At 58.3% G+C, this 24,356-nt stretch carries 21 protein-coding genes; 16 read left to right on the forward strand and 5 right to left on the reverse strand.

Going from position 1 to position 24,356, the window contains the following annotated elements:
* Positions 1-33: 33 nt before the first annotated feature.
* Positions 34-810, reverse strand: a complete 777-nt coding sequence (locus HMPREF2562_RS10305) for an enoyl-CoA hydratase (RefSeq protein WP_070549981.1) — start codon at positions 808-810, stop codon at positions 34-36.
* A gap of 379 nt (positions 811-1,189) precedes the next feature.
* On the opposite strand from HMPREF2562_RS10305, the gene HMPREF2562_RS10310 reads away from it, so the two are divergent.
* Positions 1,190-2,248, forward strand: coding sequence for a chymotrypsin family serine protease (locus HMPREF2562_RS10310; protein ID WP_070550000.1), 1,059 nt, complete (start codon positions 1,190-1,192; stop codon positions 2,246-2,248).
* A 223-nt stretch (positions 2,249-2,471) separates the two neighbouring features.
* On the opposite strand, the gene HMPREF2562_RS10315 is transcribed toward HMPREF2562_RS10310, so the two are convergent.
* On the reverse strand, positions 2,472-3,221 hold the full coding sequence (locus HMPREF2562_RS10315) for a YcnI family protein (RefSeq protein ID WP_070549982.1): 750 nt from the start codon (positions 3,219-3,221) through the stop codon (positions 2,472-2,474).
* A 516-nt stretch (positions 3,222-3,737) separates the two neighbouring features.
* Between HMPREF2562_RS10315 and dnaK the strand changes: the two genes are divergently transcribed.
* From dnaK to HMPREF2562_RS10335, 4 genes are read left to right on the forward strand one after another with little or no spacing between them, the layout of a single operon-like run.
* Positions 3,738-5,579 carry a molecular chaperone DnaK gene (gene dnaK, locus HMPREF2562_RS10320; protein WP_016421564.1) on the forward strand — a complete coding sequence of 614 codons (1,842 nt, stop codon included), beginning with the start codon at positions 3,738-3,740 and terminating at the stop codon, positions 5,577-5,579.
* A gap of 2 nt (positions 5,580-5,581) precedes the next feature.
* Complete coding sequence (grpE, locus tag HMPREF2562_RS10325; protein ID WP_070549983.1) at positions 5,582-6,169, forward strand: nucleotide exchange factor GrpE; 588 nt, start codon at positions 5,582-5,584, stop codon at positions 6,167-6,169.
* 59 nt (positions 6,170-6,228) lie between these two features.
* The gene (gene dnaJ, locus HMPREF2562_RS10330; protein ID WP_005511752.1) at positions 6,229-7,425 is read left to right on the forward strand and encodes a molecular chaperone DnaJ; all 1,197 of its coding nucleotides are present in this window, start codon (positions 6,229-6,231) and stop codon (positions 7,423-7,425) included.
* Complete coding sequence (locus HMPREF2562_RS10335; RefSeq protein WP_016421562.1) at positions 7,425-7,835, forward strand: heat shock protein transcriptional repressor HspR; 411 nt, start codon at positions 7,425-7,427, stop codon at positions 7,833-7,835. Before dnaJ ends, HMPREF2562_RS10335 begins: the two co-directional genes overlap by 1 nt.
* Before the next feature lie 108 nt (positions 7,836-7,943).
* Here HMPREF2562_RS10335 and HMPREF2562_RS10340 read toward each other — a convergent pair whose 3' ends face one another.
* Positions 7,944-9,506: an alpha/beta hydrolase gene (locus HMPREF2562_RS10340; RefSeq protein WP_070549984.1), complete on the reverse strand. Its 1,563-nt coding sequence runs from the start codon at positions 9,504-9,506 to the stop codon at positions 7,944-7,946.
* Entirely contained in the window at positions 9,494-9,811 is a 318-nt protein-coding gene (locus tag HMPREF2562_RS10345; RefSeq protein ID WP_070549985.1) for a hypothetical protein, read from the reverse strand. The genes HMPREF2562_RS10340 and HMPREF2562_RS10345 overlap by 13 nt, the downstream gene beginning before the upstream one ends.
* A 143-nt stretch (positions 9,812-9,954) precedes the next feature.
* On the opposite strand from HMPREF2562_RS10345, the gene HMPREF2562_RS10350 reads away from it, so the two are divergent.
* The 3 genes from HMPREF2562_RS10350 to HMPREF2562_RS10360 all read left to right on the forward strand — a co-directional run bounded on the left by HMPREF2562_RS10350 (position 9,955) and on the right by HMPREF2562_RS10360 (position 12,241).
* Positions 9,955-10,797, forward strand: a complete 843-nt coding sequence (locus HMPREF2562_RS10350; RefSeq protein ID WP_070549986.1) for a nitrilase-related carbon-nitrogen hydrolase — start codon at positions 9,955-9,957, stop codon at positions 10,795-10,797.
* 105 nt (positions 10,798-10,902) lie between these two features.
* Complete coding sequence (locus HMPREF2562_RS10355; RefSeq protein ID WP_016421558.1) at positions 10,903-11,520, forward strand: trimeric intracellular cation channel family protein; 618 nt, start codon at positions 10,903-10,905, stop codon at positions 11,518-11,520.
* A 109-nt stretch (positions 11,521-11,629) separates the two neighbouring features.
* Complete coding sequence (locus HMPREF2562_RS10360; RefSeq protein ID WP_070549987.1) at positions 11,630-12,241, forward strand: DedA family protein; 612 nt, start codon at positions 11,630-11,632, stop codon at positions 12,239-12,241.
* Positions 12,242-12,372: 131 nt separating this feature from the next.
* Here HMPREF2562_RS10360 and HMPREF2562_RS10365 read toward each other — a convergent pair whose 3' ends face one another.
* Positions 12,373-13,260: a fructose bisphosphate aldolase gene (locus HMPREF2562_RS10365; RefSeq protein WP_038626781.1), complete on the reverse strand. Its 888-nt coding sequence runs from the start codon at positions 13,258-13,260 to the stop codon at positions 12,373-12,375.
* Between the two features lie 360 nt (positions 13,261-13,620).
* Between HMPREF2562_RS10365 and clpB the strand changes: the two genes are divergently transcribed.
* The 8 genes from clpB (at position 13,621) to HMPREF2562_RS10405 (ending at position 24,328) form a co-directional block, all read left to right on the forward strand.
* Entirely contained in the window at positions 13,621-16,200 is a 2,580-nt protein-coding gene (gene clpB, locus HMPREF2562_RS10370; protein ID WP_070549988.1) for an ATP-dependent chaperone ClpB, read from the forward strand.
* A 186-nt stretch (positions 16,201-16,386) separates the two neighbouring features.
* Positions 16,387-17,034 carry a GNAT family N-acetyltransferase gene (locus tag HMPREF2562_RS10375; protein ID WP_048734476.1) on the forward strand — a complete coding sequence of 216 codons (648 nt, stop codon included), beginning with the start codon at positions 16,387-16,389 and terminating at the stop codon, positions 17,032-17,034.
* Positions 17,035-17,260: 226 nt separating this feature from the next.
* Positions 17,261-18,799: an HNH endonuclease signature motif containing protein gene (locus HMPREF2562_RS10380; protein ID WP_070429391.1), complete on the forward strand. Its 1,539-nt coding sequence runs from the start codon at positions 17,261-17,263 to the stop codon at positions 18,797-18,799.
* A 265-nt stretch (positions 18,800-19,064) separates the two neighbouring features.
* The gene (locus HMPREF2562_RS10385) at positions 19,065-19,895 is read left to right on the forward strand and encodes a sulfurtransferase (RefSeq protein WP_049169848.1); all 831 of its coding nucleotides are present in this window, start codon (positions 19,065-19,067) and stop codon (positions 19,893-19,895) included.
* 188 nt (positions 19,896-20,083) lie between these two features.
* Positions 20,084-22,114 (forward strand): type III secretion system chaperone family protein, encoded by a 2,031-nt coding sequence (locus HMPREF2562_RS10390; protein WP_070549989.1) that lies wholly within the window; start codon positions 20,084-20,086, stop codon positions 22,112-22,114.
* A 51-nt stretch (positions 22,115-22,165) separates the two neighbouring features.
* Complete coding sequence (gene pyrE, locus HMPREF2562_RS10395) at positions 22,166-22,726, forward strand: orotate phosphoribosyltransferase (protein ID WP_049169851.1); 561 nt, start codon at positions 22,166-22,168, stop codon at positions 22,724-22,726.
* Between the two features lie 98 nt (positions 22,727-22,824).
* Entirely contained in the window at positions 22,825-23,670 is an 846-nt protein-coding gene (locus tag HMPREF2562_RS10400; RefSeq protein WP_070549990.1) for a lysoplasmalogenase family protein, read from the forward strand.
* Entirely contained in the window at positions 23,657-24,328 is a 672-nt protein-coding gene (locus HMPREF2562_RS10405) for a TrmH family RNA methyltransferase (protein ID WP_038626765.1), read from the forward strand. The genes HMPREF2562_RS10400 and HMPREF2562_RS10405 overlap by 14 nt, the downstream gene beginning before the upstream one ends.
* Positions 24,329-24,356: the final 28 nt, after the last annotated feature.

A 24,356-nucleotide genomic window follows, 5' to 3' on the forward strand; every position in this document is an offset into this window, starting at 1 on the left:
CACACGCCTGCGCCCCCGCGCCCCCGCGCACTCTTAGGAATTAGTGAAGTTCGCCTTGCGCTTCTCGGAGAACGCGGCCATGCCTTCCTTCTGGTCGTTGGAGGAGAACAGGGAGTGGAAGGTACGGCGCTCAAAGAGCAGTCCCTGCGACAGCGTCATTTCGTAGGCCTGGTTGATCTGTTCCTTAATCTGGGTAGTGGCAACCAGCGACTTCGACGCAATGGTGTCGGCGACCTTCAGGGCTTCGTCGAGAAGCGCTTCCGGCTCGACGATACGGGCGACGAGACCTGCGGACTCGGCCTCCTCGGCACCCATCATGCGCCCGGTCAGGCACATCTCCATGGCCTTGGCCTTGCCGATCGCGCGAGTGAGGCGCTGCGAGCCGCCCATACCCGGAGAGATGCCGAGGTTAACCTCAGGCTGGCCGAACTTGGCTTTAGCGCCAGCGATGATGAAGTCCGCCATCATGGCGACCTCGCAGCCACCGCCCAGTGCGTAGCCGTTGACGGCGGCGATAACTGGAGTGCGGACGGAAGTCAGGACATCCCAACGTGCGAACCAGTCAGAGACGTACATCTCGGTGCCGGACTTGTCCGCCATCTCCTTAATGTCCGCACCTGCAGCAAACGCCTTCTCCGAGCCGGTGATGATAATCGCGCCAATGCCTGCATCGTTGTCGAAAGCGGTGGCTGCTGCGCCGATCTCTTCCATGGTCTTGTGGTTGAGGGCGTTCAGCGCCTTCGGACGGTTCAGGGTAATAATACCGACGCGACCTCGGGTTTCGGTGAGGATGTTTTCGTAATCGGACATATTCGTGTCTCCAAAGCGGTAATAGAAATCAGGTTGTAAGCGAGGTTACCCGTGAGACCAGATTCGGGTGGAGCTTTACGGCGATTACATCGGTGTTTTCCTGGATGGGACAGCGGCGGCAGGATAGGTCAGCGTGGTCGGGAATCTTTTTGTGGCGTCTTATGGGCGGAGCTGGAGTAACGACGTTATAAGAAAGTGCCGAAAACTCATTCACCTTTTGATGCCAAATGGAAGGTTTCTTCTTATACTTACGACGAAGCTAACAGTCCAATCGCGACAAAAGCTCATCAGATGACCGAAAACCTACGCAAAAGTTTGCATCCGCGGGCATATGTGGGGTCCATCGAGTGAAATGACTAAGCGCCACAGGAGTATTGATATGAATCCGGAAATGGAGACACGCTCGCTTACATCATCGAGTGTCGGTTTGGTCACCGAGGGAAACGGTAAGAGGGGTAAGTCATTCAAGCAACGAGTTTGGGCTTCAACAATTGCGGCTTTGCTGGCAGTGGGGCTGACTGCATGTGATGCAGATTCTTTGAAAAACGCTATGGGGGTCGGAGAAAGCTCTGCAACATCAACTTCGCAGGGAGAAAATGCAGAGCAGTCTCAGGGCGATGACAGCCAATCTTCGACTAGTGCGCCCAGTTCGGGGATGGAAAAACCCGGTGATAGTGCCGATAAATCAGACATCGGTACAGCGGAATCGGGCACCGATGTTGAGGGGATGGGTGATGGTTCGACCAAGCTGGAGCCTAGTAATCCAGAGAATGAGAAAATCTACCGCAATAGTCAAGGATGGGAGTTCCTCGAAAACTCAGCGCTTATTGCGCCGGGAGCTCGCTTTCTTGTGAAGGGTGCTGATGATTCGACTTCATCTTGTTCTTTTGCGTGGTGGGTGTACAACAAGGATGAACCCCGGCGACACTACATTACAAGTGCTGGGCACTGCGGGAACAAGGGAGACAACGTATACGTAGAGGATGAAAAAGGGAAGTTCTATAAAGTCGGACAATTTGTCTGGAGTTCGCTCGATCTGGAGGCTAAGAACAATCCGACAGATCATGCATTGATTGAGTTGACTGTTGACCCTAAGTATGTTCACGGCACTCCCATGCTCAAGGGTGCGGAGTTAGCGGGCTGGGCAAGTCCTCAATGGCTTGAGCAAGAACAACCTCGCGTTTGCCGTCTTGGGTACCGTAGTGGGCTTTCATGTGGCCCCTACAAAGAGACTGTGGGGAGCTACATGTTCGGCTTCGGAAATATTTCGGACCATGGCGATTCTGGCGGGGCAGTTTGGGCTGTGGATCCAGAAGACCCAAACCGGATTTATGCAGTGGGGATGACAAGTTACGGCTTCCCTCATGACGCAATTTCAAATGGTGCCGCAGCTCTATCTCCGTTGATTAAGCAGTTTAATTTGACCATTCTCCAGTGACTCGCCCGCTAGGTTGAGCTGCTCCTCATGGGTTGGACCGGAGGGCCGGTAGCTTTCTAGCAGAGGGTGTTTGGTCGCGGAATGATGAAAGGGCCTGGTTCCAATTAACTATCGGAAACCAGACCCTTGAATCCTTATTCGCTTAGAAAAACCGTTTCAAAAATTCAATGGTTCGTCCGTGTCGGTGAAAGCAGGAAAGCTCTTCAAGGAACGTCAAAGCGATTTAGCCTCGCTTGCGCAGTGAAACTACCAATGCGGCAATACCGGTGAGCGCGCCCACGAGGCCGAGTCCCAGGCCCCAGCCGCCAAGCGTGCTGCTGGAATCCTCGCTGGTGGCAGCTGCGGAATGCTCGATGTCATCCGAGTGGTTATCGCTGTGCTCTGTCTCGTCGGTGCCGTGATTATTGCCGTGGTCATGACTGTGACTGTGGTCGTGACCGTGGCTATGTTCATCGTCCTCCGACTTCTCAACCAGGTCCACGGTTGGGGCCGGGTAATCGCTATCGTGGTCCTTTTCAGCCCAGTTCATCGACCCTTTTTCACAGGTCTGCAGTGTCGGCACCTTAACCGTCGACGGCTTCGCGTCATCAGCCACCTTCACGCTGAGCGTCAGAGAGTCCTTCAGGTCTGACGGCAGTGGCGCCTTTGCGGTGTAGATGACCTTCTGTACTTTTTCATTTTCACTGGAGCCAGTCGACTCCTTTGTGACATCCCAGTTCGCATTCACGTTTGGCGTGACCTTTTCGAACTCCTCCGGGATGGTGAACTCTACCTTCGCCGTTGGCGAACCGTCGCAGCCATGGCCGACACCGAAAGCCAGATCGGCGTAACCGCCAATTGGCGCAGACGACGGGGTTGCATGCACATGTGCGGATGCAATGGCGGGGAAGGTGAGGGTTAGTGCGGCGCTTGCCGACGCTACTGCGAGCCCACGGAAAAAGGGGAAATGGTGTCGCTGTGCATTCTGAGGCACGAAAAACTCCTGAATAAGTGGGATGAATTCTTGGCTCAATCGCCCCGTAAGTGGGGGAGAAGTTAGACATGTATTAGTGGAGCCGCCAGAGCTGATTTGGTGTCAGGCCATGGGGTTAACAAGGACATGGCCTGTTGATGAGCCGGTGGCTGCAAAACACGTCAGGGGATTAGTCGGTTCGCTTTGCAGGAAAGTTCCCAGGGCTAGTGCTAAGAAATTTCCCCCTGGAGGACAAAGACAGAATTTTGTATAGAAAATTGCGCTGTCGGCTACCGTGAGTGGCTTTAGAATATAGTTTTAAAAAAAGTCTTTTATCGCGATGACCTGCGATGATGGAGATTTTTCTAGAAAAGTTGAGTCGGGTGGGAATAACTTTGCCCCATAGTCCGTTGCACAGCATGACAAACATTGAGTCGGACACACTCAAGTTTGCTTGACAGATTTTCTACGGCAATGCAGACTTGAGCGCGTAAGACTTAAGGGCAATTCTTTTACTCTTCTAGAAAGGTATTCATCATGGGACGCGCTGTTGGTATTGACTTGGGTACGACGAACTCCTGTGTCTCCGTCCTCGAGGGCGGCGAGGCTCAGGTGATTGCGAACGCTGAGGGTTCGCGCACCACTCCGTCGGTGGTTGCATTTGCAAAGAATGGTGAGGTCCTGGTTGGCCAGTCCGCTAAGAACCAGGCTGTCACCAACGTTGATCGCACTATTCGTTCGGTCAAGCGCCACATGGGTACTGACTGGAGCATCGAGATCGATGACAAGAAGTACACTCCGCAGGAGATTTCCGCTCGTACGCTGATGAAGCTGAAGCGCGACGCTGAGTCTTACCTGGGCGACGACGTCACTGATGCGGTTATTACCGTTCCGGCTTACTTCAACGATGCTGAGCGTCAGGCGACCAAGGAAGCAGGTCAGATTGCTGGCCTGAACGTTCTGCGCATTGTTAATGAGCCGACTGCTGCTGCACTTGCTTACGGCCTGGAGAAGTCCGACAAGGAGCAGACCATTCTGGTCTTCGACCTCGGTGGTGGTACCTTCGACGTTTCCCTGCTGGAGATTGGCGACGGTGTTGTTGAGGTTCGCGCAACTGCTGGTGACAACAAGCTCGGTGGCGATGACTGGGATCAGCGCATCGTTGACTGGTTGGTTGAGAAGTTCCAGTCCAGCAACGGCATCGACCTGACCAAGGACAAGATGGCTCTGCAGCGTCTGCGTGAGGCTGCTGAGAAGGCCAAGATTGAGCTGTCCTCCTCGCAGCAGGCATCTATCAACCTGCCGTACATCACCGTTGATGCTGACAAGAACCCGCTGTTCCTGGACGAGACCCTGTCCCGTACTGAGTTCCAGCGCATCACCTCCGATTTGCTTGATCGCACTCGTAAGCCGTTCCAGCAGGTCATTGCTGACGCTGATGTTCCGGTTTCCGACATCGACCACGTCGTGCTGGTCGGTGGTTCCACCCGTATGCCGGCAGTCTCTGAGCTGGTCAAGGAACTGACCGGTGGTCGTGAGCCGAACAAGGGTGTTAACCCGGACGAGGTTGTCGCAGTTGGTGCTGCTCTGCAGGCCGGCGTTCTGCGCGGTGAGGTCAAGGACGTGCTGCTGCTCGACGTCACCCCGCTGTCGCTGGGTATTGAGACCAAGGGCGGTGTCATGACCAAGCTGATTGAGCGCAACACCACTATCCCGACCAAGCGTTCGGAGACCTTCACCACTGCTGAAGACAACCAGCCGAGCGTTCAGATTCAGGTCTTCCAGGGTGAGCGTGAGATGGCTGCTGCCAACAAGCTGCTGGGCTCCTTCGAGCTGGGCGGTATCGCTCCGGCGCCGCGTGGTGTCCCGCAGATTGAGGTCACCTTCGACATCGACGCCAACGGCATTGTCCACGTCACCGCTAAGGACAAGGGCACTGGTAAGGAAAACACGATCACCATCCAGGACGGCTCCGGCCTCTCCAAGGAGGAGATTGACCAGATGATCAAGGACGCTGAGAAGCACGCTGACGAGGACAAGAAGCGCCGCGAGGAGCAGGAAGTCCGCAACTCGGCTGAGTCCATGGCTTACCAGACCCGCAAGTTCGCATCGGAGAACGAGGACAAGGTCTCCCAGGACATCCGCGACCGCGTTGAAGAGGCTGCCAAGGAAGTCGACGAGGCTCTGAAGGGCTCCGACATCGAGGCCATCAAGTCCGCCGTCGAGAAGCTGTCCACTGAGAGCCAGGAGATGGGTAAGGCTATCTACGAGGCTCAGGCAGCTGAGGGTGCAACCGCAGCCGAGGGTGCTGAGGCCGCTGACGCTGACGACAACGTCGTTGACGCTGAGGTCGTCGACGAGGATGAGAAGGACAAGTAAGAATGACTGACCAGGATCAGGGAAACCAGCCCACCCCGGAGGAGCCGGCCAACCTGGCCGATCAGGTCAACGAGGTCTTCGAGCAGGCCAAGCTTGACGACGACGTGGAGCCGGCGACCGAAAATGCCGCCGGCGACACCGCCGCGGAGGAAGCTGCAGACCCAGTTGCAGCCATCCAGCGTGAGTTGGATGAGCGTACGGAGGACCTGCAGCGCCTGTCGGCGGAGTTCGCAAACTACCGTCGTCGAGTTGACCGAGACCGTGAGACCGAGCGCGTACAGGCAAAGGCAAAGCTGGCTGGAGAACTGCTGGTTTTGGCTGATGACCTCGACCGGGCTGAAGAGCACGGCGACTTGGCAGACGGCACCCCGCTGAAGGCTTTCGCGGATAAGTTCCGCGGCGTGCTGACCGCACAGGGTGTTGAGGAGTTTGGTGCTGCAGGAGAGGAATTCGACCCGGACATCCACGAGGCTGTCCAGGATCTCTCCGAAGGGGATGACAAGGTTCTAGCCAATGTGCTGCGCAAGGGCTACCGCATTAATGACCGTGTCATCCGTACGGCGATGGTAATCATCGGCGATCCGCAGTAGCGGAGACACAAGTGACGCAGATTTCTTTGAATTAGTTTTTTGAAAGGAGGAGATGCACCATGACTCAACGGGAATGGGCAGATAAGGACTATTACGCTGACTTGGGCGTCTCTAAGTCTGCGTCACTCGACGAGATTAAAAAGGCCTACCGCAAGTTAGCCCGGGAGAACCACCCGGACAAGAACCCGGGTAACAAGGCCGCTGAAGATAAGTTCAAGCGAATCTCCGAGGCATACTCGGTGGTCGGTGACGAGGACAAGCGCCGCGAATACGATGAGCTGCGTGCAGCTCTCGCAGGTGGTTTCCGATTCCCCGGTGCCGCAGGTGCCGGCGGAGCCGGTGCTGCCGGTGCACGTGGATTCGACTTCGACGTGTCGGATCTCTTCGGCGGAGGTGCCGGATTCGGTGGCAATGCTGGTGGTGCAGGTGGCCTAGGTGATTTCCTGGGCGGCTTCGTAAACCGCAATGGTGGCGCTGGTGCTGCCGGGCGGCAGAAGGCCCGCCGTGGTGCGGATGTGGAGACAGAGATTACGCTCGATTTCCGCGAGGCTGCCCAAGGTGTCACCATCCCGCTGCAGCTCACCAACCCGTCGCCATGCACGAACTGCAATGGTTCGGGTGCAGCGCCGGGAACCTCACCGGTGACGTGTACCACCTGTCATGGTTCGGGATATGTCAAGGAGCAAAAGGGGGCCTTCGGCTTCTCCAGTCCGTGTGCGGACTGTGGTGGCCAGGGCACTCGTATCGAGAACCCTTGCTCGCAGTGTAACGGCACCGGTGTGACCACCCGCCGTCGTACCATCACCGTTCGCGTCCCCGCAGGTGTGGTGGACGGCCAGAAGGTCCGTCTTGCGGGCCAAGGTGAAGCGGGACTGCGGGGACGTCCGGCCGGTGACCTCTTTGTCACCGTTCATGTTCGCCCGGATGAAGTCTTCACCCGCAGCGGCAACGACCTTGAGGTCACGGTGCCCGTGAGCTTCGGCGAGCTCGCACTCGGCGGCACCATTACCGTGCCGACGTTGGGTGACAAGATTCGCGTGCGTGTCCCGGCTGGCACAGCCGATGGCCGAACACTGCGTGTGCGCGGTCGAGGAATCCCGAAGCGCAATGGCACTCCGGGTGACCTGCTGGTAACCGTGCGTGTGAAGGTGCCGACCAATTTGGACGACAATGCCACTTCGGCATTGCGCTCCTACGTCGAAGCGGAACGTGCCAGCGGGTTCAATCCTCGTGAGGGTTGGGCAGGTGCGAAATAATGTCCGACAACACTGAGGTCTATGTCATATCCGTAGCCGCGAATCTCGCGGGCATGCATGCGCAGACGCTGCGCAATTATGACCGACTCGGGTTGGTAACTCCGCAGCGAACCTCCGGCGGAGGTCGGCGCTACACCAAACGCGATGTGGCGCTGCTGCGTGAGATTCAGCGTCTGAGTCAGGAAGACGGCGTCAACCTGGCCGGTATTAAGGCCATCATCGACCTGACTGAGCGGGTGGATTCGCTTGAGCAGGAAAATGCAGAACTGCGAGAGCAGCTCTATCAAGCAAAGGCACAGGCTCGTCGTTCGCGAGGCGAACTGGTTCACGTCCCACGCTCTACGGCAGTGGTGATGTGGGAGCCGCGCACACGACGCCGGCACAAAGACAACCGCGGTGGGGAAAGGTAATCCCACACGGCTGAGTGAACGGACTAACCAGCGTCGCCTGGTTAGTCCGTTTTCTTTTGGCTTGTTAATTTGGGCCGTGGATTCGCAACCGCTGATCTGAGAGACCGGTCAGCTGTCAGTTAGCCACCGGTTGGCCTCGCGGGTGAAAACTTCGTCGTCAAAGTAGTGTTCGATGTGTGGGTTGCCCTGGATGTGCCGATACTTTTGAGGAATATCCTGCACGGGAGTGACCATGAATTCGGCCAAGTCTCGCATGGACAGGCCACGCTCACTCAGGTTGAGTGCGTACGCGCCGAAATCCTTATCCGCTGGGTTTTTCCCATGAATCCCCAGTTCGGCAGGAATACGAATGGGGTCCATCGGGGACGTCGCCACTGCCACACGGTGGCTATTTTCATCTTCGGGTCGGACTGTGCCGTCCGGCTTGAGTAGTTTCATGTCGTTTGCGCGCTCCAGTCCGGGGCCAACACCTGGCGGAGCTATGAGCAGCACCCTATCCGCGTAGAGGCCACTACCAAGGGAAGCCTGCGAGACCACCGTCGCCCCATAGCTATAGCCGGCGACAACGTGCCGCTGAGTAGAAGACGTGCCGTGGCTAGTAAGGCCACCGGCAATCGCAGTGTCACCACTATCGACGCCACCGGAACGCTCAATCAAACCAGCTTGCAAATGCTGCAGCCGCTCAGCGGCAAAATTGTGATACTCGGTGCGTATGGCCTCACGGAGGTCGGGTGGCGCGTCATAGGAAAACAACACCACCGCCACATCCTCCGGATCTTCACCGGCGGCGTGGAAGGTCGCGGCTACGCGCTCGAACTGCCTGCTAGCGTCCTCCGCGCTAGAGCTGGTGCCGGGGACGAGAGTAATCACAGTCGATGCTCGCTCAACGTCACCGAACGCAATCGCAGAATGTCCAGGCGAGGACTCCAATAGTTGTCCAGGAGGCAGCCCCAAAGACCGGGCGCGAGCGGACATGGCAGCGTCTATCTCCGATAGCGGTCTACTCGAATACGCCCCAGTCAATCCGCTCCCAACTTCCAAGTCCCAACCACCGTCAAGCCCTCTGTCAGCAGGGTTGCCAGTACCACTGCCAGCCTGTGATGGCTGCAATCTACCCGAGCCGCTAACTCCGCTTGCCACCAGTGGTGAAAGAGCTGAGATTGCGCCCGCCGCCTTCTCATCGAGTCGGTTGAGTTCAGCCAAAGCCGACTGAATCCGAAGCTGCGAGGTTGCACGCCATTCGGCCATGGTGAAAGGCCCGGAAGGAATTTTGGGATGAACGAGGCTGCGCGCAATCGTAGAAAGCATGCCCTCCGGCGGAGTCACCGCACCAGAAACCAGGTTCACCTGAAATCCCAGGTTGGTTGCCTGGTTTACCGCGTCGGTAAGTTCGCGGATGACGTCGTTAAGCATGGCGGCGGTGTCGCTGCAGCAGGCGGCGAGACGTTCGAGCGCGACACTGCTCCGGCGTAGACGCGTGGAGCTGTGGGTGACAGAAATCTCGGCGGCGCTGCGGTTGTCGCCGGCGAAGTCGTCCTCTGAGAGCGCGTTGAGTGCGCCCTGGGAACTGTCGGCGGAATCGGCGAGGGCGCGTGCCCCGGAACGCAGTGCCCGGGCAAGCGTCTCCAGCGAATCCACATGCCACAGCAGTGCTTCGCCTACCGTGACCATGACAGCTTTTCCAAGGCGGCGGACTGGTCATGCTCGTGCGCGAGAGCGCTGACAGCGAGGGCATCGGCAGCCTGCGCAATAACGTCGATGTTTGTGCACGCGGCAAGCAATGATTCCGACCACTTCCCACAAGTAGTGGAGACAGCGGGGACAATCCGTGAACCGGGCAGGGCAGAGGTGAGCTCGGCGCTTCCTGGGGCAGCTGCGACGATGGTGGAAAGGCCATCAATACGAGTGGAAATCTGCTGGTAGGAACGACTTAAGGCGGATAGTTGAGCTGGGTTTACTGTGATGTGTTCGGCCATGTTTTTGATTCTGCTGGGTGGAGTAAGGCAGCGGAAGACCATCTTCAGCGAACTGTGGATAACTCTGAGCGGAAGCAACGCAGGAAGCCGCGCTGTGGATAACTTCAGGGCGGTCAATCCGGGGTAGTCGGTAGCATTTAGGCATGCGTATTGCACTGGCTCAGTTGGAATTGTCAGCGTCGGTTGAAGAGAATCTGGACGCGGTGAAGGTGACTATCGCGCGGGCAGCACAGGACAACGCCGATTTGGTGGTTTTCCCCGAGGCCACGATGAAGGCGTTCAATTCCGGTCGCCTGGATGTCGTGGCGGAGTCCAGCAGCGATAGGTTCGTAGCGGAGGTCTCGCAGGCCGCTCACGATGCCGGAATCAGCGTGGTGGTCGGCATGTTCCGGCCGGCAGATGAAGTGGAGCGCGACGGTAAGACGATGCACCGCGTCTTCAATTCGCTGCTTCTGGCTTGGCGTGATGAGGACGGCCCCGGTGTCGAGTTCTACGACAAACTCCACCTCTTCGACGCTTTTGGGTTTCGCGAATCGGATACTGTCGCGCCGGGCAATGCGCACGTGGTCTGTGATGTCCCGCTTGCCGACGGATTGTCGGTCGCCCTCGGTCTTGCGACATGCTTTGACATCAGGTTCCCGGAGCAATTCATTCAACTGGCCAACCTGGGCGCAGAGGTCATCGCGCTGCCTGCATCGTGGAATGATGGCCCGGGCAAGGTAAGGCAGTGGCAGACGCTGGTGTCGGCACGCGCACTGGATAGCACTTGTGTGATTGCGGCAGTCGATGCAGCCCGGCCTGGTGGGGCGAAGGCCGCGGGGAAAGATGAGGGGCCGACCGGCGCGGGGCACTCCATGTTGGTCAATGCGGACGGCGGAGTCATTGCCTCGGCGGGCTACGACCCGCAGTTGCTTGTGGCCGATGTGGATATAGCGGAGGTGGAGCGGATTCGCCGCTCGATTCCGGTGCTGGAGATTCGCGATTAGGGCTAGCCGGGAAGCAATGAAGCGGGCCGAGCCGAGGGGGCGAAGATTGCGGGATATTAGCCTATAGTTCTACCGATTCGGGCGAAGTCCTTTATATTTCTTATCATGCTGCTCCACATCCTCTGGGTCATCGGAATTACGGCCGAAGGCGTCACCGGCGCACTAGCGGCCGGTCGAATGCGCATGGATCTCTTTGGAGTTTCAACAATTGCGTGCATGACTGCTATCGGCGGCGGTACCCTGCGCGATGTCATTCTCGGTCACTATCCGTTGGTGTGGGTTGCAAGCCCACAATATTTGCTGGTTATTGTCGGTGCAGCACTGATCACGGTGCTGTTGGCCGACTTCCTGATGAAGCACTTCCGGGTCGTGTTCTTGGTCGCTGACGCAATCGGTTTGTCGGCGTTTTCCATCATTGGTGCCCGCGTGGCCATGGAAATGGGGCACGGCGTCATCATCGCTATTGTCGGCGCCGTTCTTACCGGTGCGTTTGGAGGTGTGCTCCGCGACCTGATGTGTGACCGCGTCCCGCTGGTGTTTCAAAAGGAGCTCTATGCCTCCATCGCAGTCGTCGCGGCGACGCTTTACTACGTGCTCGACATGGTTGGCCTGCACGAGAACATCAACATCATCTGTGCGGTGCTGTCCGCACTGTTCATTCGACTAGCGGCGCTTTGGCGTGGCTGGTCGCTGCCGGTATTTGACTATCAGGGGCGCGATTAAAACACAGTACCCAGAAAAACTCTCAGCAAAATACTCTAATTAGCTCAGCAGAATCGATAGTTGTTGCTGAAAAGATTGCCGTTATGGATTTTCTGGATTCCTCTCCGGTATCGGAGACCCCGAAGCTCTACTCCAGGGGTTTGGCCCTTGGGTGCTTGCGGGGCTTGGACTCATCATCTTTATTGAGTCCGGTGTGCTCTTTCCTTTTCTGCCCGGTGACTCGCTGTTGGTCACTGCTGCCGTCTTAAGGTCAGAGCTAGATGTCCACACCTGGCAGGTGCTGGTTATCGGTATTATTGCCGCGGTGCTGGGTGATCAAGTCGGTTACTTCTTAGGCCACTCCTTCGGCCGCAAACTGTTCAGCGACAATGCCAAGGTGCTCCGAACTAATCGGCTGGAAGCGGCCGAGAAGTTCTTTGCCAAGTACGGACCACTGTCGTTGGTGCTGGGGCGATTTGTTCCCATTGTGCGCACCTACGTTCCGCTGGCGGCGGGCACTGCGAATATGCCCTACGGAAAGTTCATCGGCTGGAATGTCACCGGTGCGATTGGCTGGGTCGCCAGTATGGTCGCTGTTGGTGTGCTGCTGGGCAACATTCCGGGAATCACCAGTTCCATCGACAAGATCATGTTGCTGGTCATTGCAATTTCCGTGCTACCGGTTGTCATTGGTGGTGTGAATGCGCGTCGTAAAGCAGCTGTTGCGAAGCGCTCGGTGTAGGACGGTGCTGTCGTAAGGGCAGAGGCGCCGACAGAAAAACTCCCGCACCAAGAAAACCTGGTGCGGGAGTTTTTAATTGCGCTAGCGACTACCTAGAGGCGCGCACAAGCGCAAATGCACAGCGCGGACGATTAGGAAATCGAAGCCTCGTAGATGCCCTTGACGGACTCAGCCATGGTTGCGTTGAACTCTTCGTCGGACTGCTGAGCGGACAGGCCCTCAGACAGTGCACGGGAGAAGGAAGCAATCATGCCGTGGTTGCGGGACAGACGCTCGTTGGCGTCCTCGCGCTCGTAGCCACCGGACAGGGCGACAACGCGCATGACCTTCGGGTGCTCAATCAGCGGCTTGTACAGGTCATCCTTGGTCGGGATGGAAACCTTGATCATGACCTTCTGGTCATCAGCCAGGTCATCCAGGCCAGCGAGCAGCTCGCGCAGGACGATGTCCTCAGCCTCTGCCTTGTCAGCAGCGTTGATGTCGACCTCCGGCTCCAGGATCGGAACCAGACCGTGGGACAGAACCTGCTTGCCGAACTCGAACTGCTGGGCAATGTTGGCCTTGATGCCCTCTTCGTTTGCCTCGGCAATGAAGGAACGCATCTTGGTACCGAAGATGCCCTTAGCGACAGCGCGCTCCAGCAGCTCATCCAGGCCCGGGCACGGCTTCATAAGCTGAACGCCGTTTTCCTTGTCTGCCAGGCCCTTGTCAGTCTTCAGGAACGGGACGATGCCCTTCTTTTCCCACAGGTACTGAGCGGTCGGGATTCCCTCGATGTCGCGATCCATGGTCTGCTCGAAGAGAATCGCGCCAATAATCTGCTCAGAGTTGAAGGACGGGGAAGTGATGATGCGGGTACGCATCTCGTGAACCAGGTCGAACATTTCATCTTCGTTCGAGTACTGATCCTCGTTGATGCCGTACAGGCGCAGCGCCTTCGGGGTAGATCCACCGGACTGGTCGAGAGCGGCGATGAAGCCCTTGCCCTCAGTCATCTGACGTGCCTGCTCGATGTTCATTCGAGTCCTTTCGTGAGAATGAAGGAATGTCACCTACTAGGGTAACCAAAACAGTATGAGTGCGCTGTCCACCCATCACTCACATGGGGGAAGTTGAATCCGGCGGGAGTGTGCTGGTGAGGACGTCGGGCGGTGTGTCGGAGTGTGTTCGCACGTGGTTTCTGGAGCTTTCCAACGTTTTCTAGTGCTTTCCGGCGCGCTACTACGCTTAACGACGCTGCCGAGCTCAATCCTTTTTGCTATAGGTGTGGTGTGAATCACGGTCGGGAAATTGAAAAATTTGAAGTTGAGTGGAACAGACTCAAGGCTGAGTGCGTTATGGGTAGTGAATGACAAAGTTGAGTCAAAGGGGCGCAAGTTATGAGTTTTACACCAACAACTAAGACTGGAGAAGTTCTCCAGGAAGCTATGAAGGCCGCGACCAGCGCGGGTAACCCGGATATCCGGCCTGGGCACATTCTGGTAGCACTGCTGGAGCAAAAGGAGGGTATTGCGGCTCCACTGCTTGAAGCAGCGGGCGTTAATCCTTCCGGGGTTTTGACCCGCGCTAAGGAGTTGGTCGCGGGGTACCCGTCGGCAAGCGGGGCGAATATGGCGAACCCACAGTTTAATAGGGACGCCGTTAATGCTCTGAACGCCGCCGAGGAGCTGGCGGGGGAGCTGGGAGACGAGTACGTTTCCACGGAAATTCTGCTTATCGGTGTAGCAACTGGCCAGTCGGAGGCGGCAACTGTGCTGCAGTCGGCGGGTGCTACTGCCGAGGCGTTAAAGGGTGCGCTGACTAGTGTGCGTGGATCGAGGAAGGTAACAACGGAGAATCCAGAAGAGCAGTACCAGGCTCTGGAAAAGTATGCGACGGACTTAACCGCGCGGGCACGTGAGGGCAAGATTGACCCAGTTATTGGCCGCGATGCGGAGATTCGTCGCGTGGTACAGGTCTTGAGTCGTCGTACCAAGAACAATCCGGTGCTCATTGGTGAGCCGGGCGTTGGTAAGACGGCCATTGTAGAGGGGCTGGCACGACGCATTGTTGCAGGTGATGTGCCGGAATCTCTGAAGGGCAAGACGCTGATGAGCCTGGATCTGGGCTCTATGGTCGCCGGTGCGAAGTACCGCGGTGAGTTCGAGGAGCGCCTGAAGGCGGTTCTGGACGAGATTAAGGAGTCCGACGGTCAGATTATTACCTTCATCGATGAGATTCACACCATCGTTGGCGCTGGCGCCACGGGTGATGGCTCGATGGATGCGGGCAATATGATTAAGCCGATGCTGGCTCGTGGTGAGCTGCGGCTGGTCGGGGCGACGACCCTGGATGAGTACCGCAAGTACATCGAGAAGGATGCTGCGCTGGAGCGTCGTTTCCAGCAGGTCTTTGTCGGTGAGCCGAGCGTTGAGGACGCCATTGGTATTCTGCGTGGCCTGAAGGAGCGCTACGAGGTCCACCACGGTGTTCGTATCCAAGACTCCGCGCTAGTGGCTGCAGCAACGCTGTCGGATCGCTACATCACATCCCGCTTCCTGCCGGATAAGGCTATCGACCTGGTTGATGAGGCCGCATCGCGTCTGCGTATGGAGATTGACTCCTCGCCGGAGGAAATCGACTCCGCGGAACGCATCGTGCGCCGCCTCGAAATCGAGGAAATGGCCCTGGAGAAGGAAACTGACATCGCGTCGAAGGAGCGTCTGGACAAGCTCCGTGAGGAACTTGCAGATGAGCGCGAGAAGCTCAACGCTCTGAAGACTCGCTGGCAGAACGAGAAGTCCTCGATTGATGATGTCCGCTCCGTCCGCGAAGAGCTCGATGCCCTGCGCACTGAGTCCGAAAAGGCTGAGCGCGAAGGTGACTACGGGCGCGTCGCAGAGCTGCGTTACGGACGCATCCCTGAGTTGGAGAAGAAGCTGGAGGCCGCCGAGGAATCGGTCGCTGACGCAGAGGAAAACTCCATGCTCAAGGAGGAGGTCACGCCTCAGGAAGTCGCTGAGGTTGTCTCCGCCTGGACGGGTATCCCGGCTGGCAAGATGATGCAGGGTGAGACCGAGAAGCTGCTCGAAATGGAGCTCAACCTCGGCCGTCGCGTTGTTGGTCAGAATGCCGCTGTGGAGGCTGTCTCCGATGCCGTCCGCCGTTCGCGTGCGGGTGTTGCCGATCCGAACCGTCCGACTGGTTCCTTCCTGTTCCTCGGTCCAACTGGCGTTGGTAAGACAGAGCTGGCCAAGGCGCTGGCGGAGTTCCTCTTCGACGATGAGCGTGCGATGGTGCGCATCGATATGTCCGAGTACGGCGAGAAGCACTCTGTCGCTCGTCTGATTGGTGCTCCTCCCGGATACGTCGGCTACGACGCTGGCGGTCAGCTCACCGAGGCTGTTCGTCGCCGTCCGTACACCGTCGTGCTTTTCGACGAGGTCGAGAAGGCTCACCCGGACGTGTTCGATGTGCTCCTGCAGGTGCTCGATGAGGGTCGCCTGACCGATGGTCAGGGCCGAACCGTGGACTTCCGAAACACGATTCTGATTCTGACCTCCAACCTCGGTGCTGGTGGTACGCATGAGCAGATCATGGATGCGGTCAAGATGGCCTTCAAGCCGGAGTTCATCAACCGTCTCGACGATGTAGTGATCTTCGATCCGCTGACCTCCGAGCAGCTGCGCGGCATTGTGGACATTCAGGTTCGCAACCTGGCAGAACGCCTGGAGGCACGTCGTCTGGTGCTGGATGTCTCCGATGAGGCACTGGATTGGCTGTCGGAGCGCGGCTACGACCCGGCCTACGGCGCCCGTCCGTTGCGTCGTCTGGTGCAGAAGGCAATCGGCGATGAGCTGGCACGTCGACTGCTCGCCGGTGATGTTCGCGATGGTGACCGCGTAGAGGTCACGGTTGCTGACGATAGCGAGTCGCTGAAGGTTGTCGGCTATGACGAGGATGGCGTAGCCCGAATCTAGGGCGCCTGATACTCAGGGCGATAACTGCTGAGCAGGTTGTCTGTTTGTTGGGGCGGTTTGAGAGAGTTTTCTCCTGAACCGCCCCTTTTTTGTGCCTTTATTGTCCGGGTTTATGTGTCTTGTGACCGACCGTGTGTGCTTGTTGCATTCCGGTCAGTCTGGAGTGCGCCGGTATAGTGCGCAAATATGACTAACTTTCAGTGGCGACCAGCGACAGACTCCGACCTCCCCTTCATTGCCTGGATGGACGAACTAACGGAAACATTCGGAGATGAAAGTCAGCCACTGCCGGAAGATTATGTAGTCACGAGGCGTCAGTACGTCGACCAGTGGGACGCGAGTCAGGGCGGGGTTATCCTTTTCGCCACTTCGCTTGACGACGCTGACCTCGAGTCGCTCAGTAGCGACATGACCCGCACTGACCCATTTGAACCGAGGGTTTCTCGCGAGGCTACCTACAGTGCGGCCGCCATTAAGACGGAATGGTTGGAGCGCGGGGATTCGTCGTCAAGCGAAGAGCACGAGAGCTATGAAGTGCCGGTGGGGGCGGCCTGGCTGCGTACGTTTACGCAGGACGATCCGGGGTACGGGTTTGTGGAAAATCGGATTCCTGAGGTAGCGATTGCGCTGCGTCCGGGTGTTGTTGGGCGCAGGCTGTCGCAGCCGATGATTGCAGGACTCCTTGAGTATGCGCGTGAGCTGGGGTACCCGGGGGTTAGTCTGGCTGTCCATGATGCCAACCCGCGGGCGGCGAAAGCCTATGTGAAGGCGGGATTTGAGCTAGTGGGGCGCTCGAGCTTCCCGGACCATGATGTGATGGTGGTGCGGTTTTAGGTTTTCGGCGTGCAGTTTTTGGTGGGGGCTGCGCGGGTTGGTGGGGGCTGCGCGGGTGGTGGGGTGTTTAGGTCAGGAGCGTGGCAGCGTTTCGGAAAAAGGTTCGAAAAAGTTGAATTAGGGGGTTGTCGGGTGTCGAATGGGTGTGTGATAATGTGGGGGAGGGAAATTAGTTAGTCCATTTGGGGATTCGGATTGCTAGCGTTTTAAAAGGGGGGGTGGGGAAATGTCTACACCATCGGCGTCAAACGGCGGTGGACCGCTTTCGACATCGCAGGTTTTAGATGCGGTTGCGCAGTTTGAAGCTCTGTCGACAGTCATCGTGGAGAACTTCGAAGTACTTGCACCGGATCATGCGCACGACGCATATAAGTCGATTGAGAAAGCGCGAAAACGACTCGCAGTAATTGATGCGACTTATGTGGAGACTATGAAGGGGCGGATGCCCAGCGCGGAGCACCGAAGGATCGCGTGGCTAGCGCAGGAGATGCGAATCTCGCGAGCAGAAGCGAGGCAGCGTATCAATGTCGTCGGACGTCTGAGTAGGAATGTTGATCCGTTTGCTCCGGCGAATGAGGATGTGCGAATGCCGAACCTTCGTCAGAAGGTTGAGGAAGGTGTTGTCGGTGCGGATGCTGTTGCGAAGATTGACAAAGCCGTTCGGGAGCTGCCGGCAACGGAGCATGCACAGCTGTCTAGGCTGCTGGACAAGCACATTTCAGATTTAGTGGACAAAATCCGTGTTGATGATCTCAATAAATTGCCGAACCGCCTGCGGGCGATGTTGGGGGTTGATGACCCGTATACGGATGAGGACCGCGCTCGGAAACGAAGTCTAAAAATCGGTGCTCAGGGGCCGGACGGCATGAGCCGGTTGAGCGGTGTGGTTACGCCTTCGTTTGCGGCGGTGCTCAAAAGGCTGCAGGCAGATCATGCGCGGCCTGGTGGGTTACTCGAAGAAGGCGCCGATGACCAGCGGAATCCGGAGCAGCGTTTCCATGATGCCGTGGAAGCGGCGGTGAACGGGGGCTTTCAACCAGGCGGTGAGCTTCAGCCGGCGCGGGGGACGACATCGGTGGTCACCGTCGCGCATATCGCAGATGTGGCAGCGTTAGCTGGAGTCTCCCTGCCTGAGGGGAAAGATTTTGTACTTCCTGGATCGGGCAAAGCGGTCTCAGACGCGGGAGTGCGAATTTCCATTAGTCAGGCCGTGCAACAGATGGTTGATAGAAATTCGTTCCTCCAAGTATTGGGGAATGAGGGGCAGACCTTGTATTTTGGTCGGTCCCGCAGGCTGGGGACTTTGCCGCAGTATCTGGCCCTTCTTGGAGAGGAAGGAGGTTCCTCCGCGCCGGGCATGGGCACTCCGGGAGCTATGTGCGATGTTCACCATGTGCAGTCGTGGGCTTCCGGTGGTGGCACTGACCTGGATAATCTCACGTTGGTGGATCCGGGTACGCATCGAAAGATCGACGATGCTCGATGTAATGAAAATGCTTGGTGGACGCTCCGGCCGGATGAGGTGGCGGAGATTCTAGGAACTGACGAAGGGGACGGGGTTAGCGGGGAGTGTGAGCAGGCCTCTACTGATCGTGTGGTCTGGGTGCCCCCGAAAGACGAGGAAGGAAACCGGAAAGCGGAATCCAATGAGGACCCCGATACGTTCGATAGCCCGGGGCGCTGGTTGCGTCGTAAAGCGCGAGAGAAACGGGCGGGGGACACAGTGGATGGCAATGACGAGATGGGGCCGGATCCCGGTGGGTAGTCGGATTGGGAGACCGAGGCCTGGCTTAGAGGCTGATCTTCCGTTTCGTAGTCAGCTTTGTGTTAATAAAGCGGTTGAGGAAAGGGGGGTGCCGATGCTGGCGGCATAGTGCAGCAGTTTTTCTGCGGTGGCACAGCCGATTCCATGGCCTGTGCCTGAGATGAAAACGGCCAGGTGAGCAGCGTCTTCATGCACCTTCCCAAGCTCCTAGTTTTAATAACGTACATATCGCGCTACCAAGTCAATCGATTTAGAATCCGGAATTATGACAACATCCATCTCGGTACAAGAGCTTCGTGACAAGATTGCCGGCGGCGGTCGTATCGTCGTCGTTGACGCACGCTGGTCGCGTGCTAAAAAACCATATGACTCCTACGCCACGGCTCACATCCCACTGGCCGTGTTCTGTGATCCCGAGTTGGACCTAGCAGGTGTTCCAAGCCGAGAAGCTGGTCGCAACCCGTTGCCGGATATCGAGCGTGTGCGCGATGCCGTCCGTCGATGGGGAGTCCGCTCGGAGCATCTCGTGATCGTCTACGACGCGGGCGATGGACTGTTCGCGTCACGTGCTTGGTGGATTCTGCGCTGGGCAGGTTTGGAGAATGTGCGTGTCCTCACCGGTGGGTTAGCTGCTTGGGAAGCAGATGGAAACGAGACTGCCTTCGGGCCCGGAAATCTGCCGCGGCCTGGAACGATTGCGGTGAGTGAAGGCAATATGCCTGTTGCCAGCCTCGATGACGTACGCACCTGGTCTGAGCGTGGAATTTTGGTGGATGCGCGTGAGCCCAGCCGTTTTGAAGGTCGTAGTGAGCGCGTCGATCTGCAGGCAGGTCACATCCCGGGTGCTGTGAACCTGGCGGCTCGCAGTCTGCAAAATGCCGACGGCTCCTTCCTGCCTGTTGAGCAGCTCCGTGAGCGCTTTGCCTCCGTCGGTATCGAAGACGGTCGCAATGTAGCGGTCTACTCCGGTTCCGGTCTTCATTCCTCGCTGTTCATTCAGGCTATGGAAGAAGCGGGCATCACGGGGGCCTCTCTGTATGTCGGTGGCTGGTCCCAGTGGGCTGGCAATCCGAGCCTGCCTATCGTCCGCTTCTAAGCGGGCCCGGGCCAGGGCGACCGCCCCAGGGCCCCAGATGTGCCGTCCATGTGGCTTTTGCCCCTCGCCCTTTACCGTCCTAGAGAGTCCCGTACGCTCTCTCCTCGGGCATTGGCATTGCGCCAGACGGGGGACGGCATCTTGTCGCTGACCAAATAGAACGGCTTCTGGCTTAAGCTAGGAGATTAATGATTCCCCTAGTATTCACCCTCGCAGCGATTCTCATCATCGCCGCAGTCGCGCTGTTCGTTGTCGACCGCCGCCGTCGCAGCACAAGTGAGACTGCTGTGGCGTCTCCGTCATCGCCATCGCTTTACGACGAGCCCTCGGACTCCACCGGCGAAGTAACCGGTGTGGCGGCAGAAGATGTTGTGTCCGAACAGTCGGATTCTTCGGAGCAAGGCAGCCCCGAGACAACTTCTGTGGCGAGACCGAATGTCGCAGCTGACGCTGACTCTGAGGTTGCCGCTGAGACTGATAGCGCCGCTGAAGTTGATTCTGAAACTGAGGTTTCGACGACAGAACTGGGGACTTCAGCTGTAGAAAAGACACCGACGGAGCCTGAATCTGTCTCGGGAATCGAGCCGGCGGCCACTGCTGAAATGCCCGAAGCAACAGAAGACGCGGGTGCTGCCGAAACATCGGAAGCAGCAGCTGATCTGAATGCGGGAACGGACGTGACTCTCCGAAGCGGCGCGGAGTCTGGCACAGAATCTGGAGCAGGGCCTGGCATGGAGCCAGCCGAGTCGGTGACTGCTGAAGATACCGATACCACGGATGAGCCCGAGACAGGTTTAGTGGACAACACCAGTGCCATAGATGCCAACAGCACCACTGCTCCTGACGCTCGCATTGGAACTGTTGACGGTGCAGAATTCGAGGCTGTGCCCGGCGAAAATGCCGAGACTGACGAAGTGCCGCAATCATCCGATCGTGCGGCGCGCACCCAGGCCACCCAGGCCACCCCGCCCACTGTGTCCACCCAGCCCGCGCAACCGCAGCGCGCTCAGCAGCAATCAGTGGCCCCTATCCGTCGACGTATCAGCGGTCGCCGTGTGCGTCACTTGCGGAAAGCCTGGGCGCAGGAACGTAATTCTGTCTATAACCGTGTGGACCATGAGCTGCCGTCGTACTGGCAGCGTACGCCGGACGGCGATGCCAAGGCCGTGGTCTCCGGTTTCGCCTTTGGCCGGGAAATGCACCTCGCCGATGTCGGCGGCATCACCACCATCGCCATCCGCCGCTCTGTATCCAGCGATGAGGTTTTCGAGTTGCGCCGCAGCGGCGGCACGACGCTGCCTCACGTAGCTACCGAAGCCGGCCTGGTAGTCGCAGCTACCGACCCAGAGCTCATTCATCGCATCTTCGACGACCGTGCAACCCGCATGCTTGCCGACGTACACCCGGCCATTACCCGCATGTGGTCCGAAAACTCCTGGTCCTTGGCTCAGCTGATTGATAATTCAGTGCCAGAGGACTGGGACGGTGCACTGGCATCGCTGTCGGACTTCTCCGACATTGCGCGCAGGTTGCCACCGGCGGAAGGCGAAACCGTCGCTCCGGACACTAATCAGTGGGATCCCACTCGTTTGCAGCTCACCGAGCAGTCCGTTGACTCTGGTTCCTTGATTTCGGATGGAACCGGGCGTGGGCACTTGCACGCGGTACCAGATCAGCGTCGCAACGGTTCTGCTAACCACGAATCGCAGGATCACAGCTCACAGAACGGGCATGCCCAGAGTCACAGCGCGCAGAATAGCAAGGGTGAAGAGCCGCTGGACGTTGAGGAAATTGTTTACGCAGATTCTCCTTCGTCCTCGTCCGCTGCTACCGCGGATGCAACCACGGATGATTCGCAGTGGCCGTCGCAAAGCAATGCACAACCCACGGTGGTGCAGGCGATTGACGGTTCGTCGTGGCGCCCTACGCGGGATATACCGCTGGATCCGACGGCGCTGCCTTCGCGGTCGACGGCACGAAAGATGGGTGCAAACGTTGGCGAGTCGGAGGACATTGGAGATTCTGGCCAGCAGATTCCTGCGCTTGGGGAGGACCCCGAACATAGCCGGATGCGCTCGAGCCAGGGGCGTGTGGTGCGATCAAATGTGAAGCCCGCCAGTATTTTTACCGACGCCGCCCCAGACCTCGACAGCAGCGACGACCCCACCGAATCTATGTCCGAGGACAAGGGCGTAACCCCTGATTCCGCGGACGAGTAGAACCAGACATATCCTTGAGCACACAGTCGTTTATTTAGGAGACAACCTCAGATGAGCATCCACACGAGCAATGTCAATCAGGAGAAGCTGCAGCGTTTGGCCGAGCTGGTCAAGGAGCTGGCGGTTGTTCATGGCAAGGTCACGCTGTCGTCTGGACGTGAGGCTGATTACTACGTTGACCTGCGCCGCGCCACTCTACATCATGAGGCCTCGCGTCTGATTGGTTCTCTGCTACGAGAGCTCACTGGAGACTGGGACTACGCGCACGTCGGTGGTCTGACGCTTGGCGCGGATCCGGTGGCTACCTCTGTCATGCACGCCGAAGGGCGTCCAATTGATGCCTTTGTGGTGCGTAAGGAAGCCAAGAAGCACGGCATGCAGCGCCGCATCGAGGGACCGGACATTGTAGGCAAGAAGGTCCTGGTTGTGGAGGACACCACCACCACGGGCAACTCGCCGCTGACTGCCGTCGCTGCACTACGTGAGGCCGGTGCTGAGGTTGTCGGTGTCGCCACGGTGGTTGACCGCGCGACGGGCGCCGACGAGGTCATCAAGGCTGAAGGCCTGGACTACCGTTACCTGCTCGGTTTGGATGACTTGGGTCTGGCCTAAGAATCTGAGCGCTAGAGCTATCGCCGAGCCTCACCCTGCTCGCCGAGCCTCACCCAGCTCACCGCCCCAACGCAGTCCCACGAAAGAGGAACATCCCCATGACCACCAAGCGCGCAGGACTCCTGTCCAAGCTCACCACGACCAAACTTCCCGGCACCAAGGAAACCGTCGCTGACATGTTTGTGCGTCGCACGGGCGAGGGCCTCGGCGCACTCGGCGGTATCGCCAGCGCAAGCTCCGACACCCGCCGTGCCCCAGAACGTGCCGGCTATATCGCCGCCAGTGCGGTCAACGTTGTCTCCAGTGCCTTCGGCTGGGAGACTCCACGTCGAGTTTCCAAGACTGTCCTCATGCCACTGTTGGCGGCCAATGTTTGGCGCCGTCGCCACGAGACGTCTCGCTTTACGACGACCACCCTGCTCATCGGCCTCGCCGGCGGTTGGCTGGGCGACTTGATTCTCATGCCGAATAAGCCGAACCTGAACCGCGGTTCTGTGCCGTTCGCAGTTAACCAGGTTGCCTACCACGTGCTGCTGTGGCGTGCCGGAGCTCGGATTAGCGCGCTGCGTGCTGCCATTCGCTTCCCACTGTGGGCTGGTTCGGTACCGCTGGTCGGTGCTGTAAAGCCCGAGGCGCTGCCCGCTGCTGTTGGCTACGGTCCGCTGCTGGCTGTGACCTCCGCACTGGCCGATGACCCGGCGCTGCTGGAGGGTGCCGGTGCTGTCGGTACTGATGAGCAGACCGGCCTGCCGATTGCCGATGCCGCCTACGGCCTCGGCCACGGTGGCAACCTGTTCCTCGTCTCCGACACGCTACTGATGGCTCGAAAGATGTTTGCGGAGGAGGGCGTCGTCGGCAAGCTTCTGAATGCGGCAGTGATGGACACCTACACCGTGGCGCAGTTGTTCCTGGTCGAGGGGCTGTTGGCTCTTGACCGCGCCTGAGCCCGGGAAGGGGCCGACGGAATGGTTTGAGGCTCGTGTCGGGGTGGGGCCGTGGGAGCAGGAGCACCCGAACGAACCCCGGCCGACCGGCCCAGAATACGATGAGCAGCTTCTGGATGAGGGCGACCGACGTAATGTCGTCGATGCCTACCGCTACTGGACGATGGAGGCTATCGTCGCGGAGCTGGATAAGCGTCGTCATCCGTTGCATATCGCCATCGAGAATTTTGAGAATGACTCCAACATTGGCACCGTGGTACGCACCGCAAATGCCTTCCTGGTGGAGGCCGTGCACATCGTGGGGCGCAAGCGTTGGAATCGTCGCGGCGCGATGGTGACTGACCGCTACCAGCACTTGCTGCACCACGAGACGGTGTCGGAGGTCATTAGCTGGGCGCGCGAGCATGATTTGGCTGTCGTGGCCGTGGACAATGTGCCGGGCTCCGTACCCATCGAAACCGTTGAGTTGCCCGAGCGTTGTCTTTTGCTCTTCGGCCAGGAGGGGCCGGGAGTGACTGAAGAAGCACAGCAGGCGGCGGATTTGACGGTGTCGATTGCCCAATTTGGCTCGACGCGTTCGATAAATGCGGGGGTAGCGGCGGGTATTGCCATGCACTCTTGGATTCGTACTCATGCAGATATCACCGCGGCCTGGTAATTGTCTGCTTAGGTGTTTTATTTCGAAG

Source organism: Corynebacterium sp. HMSC077G07 (assembly GCF_001809225.1).
In the GTDB taxonomy this organism is placed as follows: Bacteria; Actinomycetota; Actinomycetes; order Mycobacteriales; family Mycobacteriaceae; genus Corynebacterium; species Corynebacterium jeikeium_D.

Coding starts and splice junctions, on each gene's coding strand:
- HMPREF2562_RS10305 (WP_070549981.1), bottom strand. CDS start 810: ATGTCCGATTACGAAAACATCCTCACCGAAACCCGAGGTCGCGTCGGT.
- HMPREF2562_RS10310 (WP_070550000.1), top strand. CDS start 1,190: ATGAATCCGGAAATGGAGACACGCTCGCTTACATCATCGAGTGTCGGT.
- dnaK (WP_016421564.1), top strand. CDS start 3,738: ATGGGACGCGCTGTTGGTATTGACTTGGGTACGACGAACTCCTGTGTC.
- grpE (WP_070549983.1), top strand. CDS start 5,582: ATGACTGACCAGGATCAGGGAAACCAGCCCACCCCGGAGGAGCCGGCC.
- dnaJ (WP_005511752.1), top strand. CDS start 6,229: ATGACTCAACGGGAATGGGCAGATAAGGACTATTACGCTGACTTGGGC.
- HMPREF2562_RS10335 (WP_016421562.1), top strand. CDS start 7,425: ATGTCCGACAACACTGAGGTCTATGTCATATCCGTAGCCGCGAATCTC.
- HMPREF2562_RS10340 (WP_070549984.1), bottom strand. CDS start 9,506: ATGGTCACGGTAGGCGAAGCACTGCTGTGGCATGTGGATTCGCTGGAG.
- HMPREF2562_RS10345 (WP_070549985.1), bottom strand. CDS start 9,811: ATGGCCGAACACATCACAGTAAACCCAGCTCAACTATCCGCCTTAAGT.
- HMPREF2562_RS10350 (WP_070549986.1), top strand. CDS start 9,955: ATGCGTATTGCACTGGCTCAGTTGGAATTGTCAGCGTCGGTTGAAGAG.
- HMPREF2562_RS10355 (WP_016421558.1), top strand. CDS start 10,903: ATGCTGCTCCACATCCTCTGGGTCATCGGAATTACGGCCGAAGGCGTC.
- HMPREF2562_RS10365 (WP_038626781.1), bottom strand. CDS start 13,260: ATGAACATCGAGCAGGCACGTCAGATGACTGAGGGCAAGGGCTTCATC.
- clpB (WP_070549988.1), top strand. CDS start 13,621: ATGAGTTTTACACCAACAACTAAGACTGGAGAAGTTCTCCAGGAAGCT.
- HMPREF2562_RS10375 (WP_048734476.1), top strand. CDS start 16,387: ATGACTAACTTTCAGTGGCGACCAGCGACAGACTCCGACCTCCCCTTC.
- HMPREF2562_RS10380 (WP_070429391.1), top strand. CDS start 17,261: ATGTCTACACCATCGGCGTCAAACGGCGGTGGACCGCTTTCGACATCG.
- HMPREF2562_RS10385 (WP_049169848.1), top strand. CDS start 19,065: ATGACAACATCCATCTCGGTACAAGAGCTTCGTGACAAGATTGCCGGC.
- HMPREF2562_RS10390 (WP_070549989.1), top strand. CDS start 20,084: ATGATTCCCCTAGTATTCACCCTCGCAGCGATTCTCATCATCGCCGCA.
- pyrE (WP_049169851.1), top strand. CDS start 22,166: ATGAGCATCCACACGAGCAATGTCAATCAGGAGAAGCTGCAGCGTTTG.
- HMPREF2562_RS10400 (WP_070549990.1), top strand. CDS start 22,825: ATGACCACCAAGCGCGCAGGACTCCTGTCCAAGCTCACCACGACCAAA.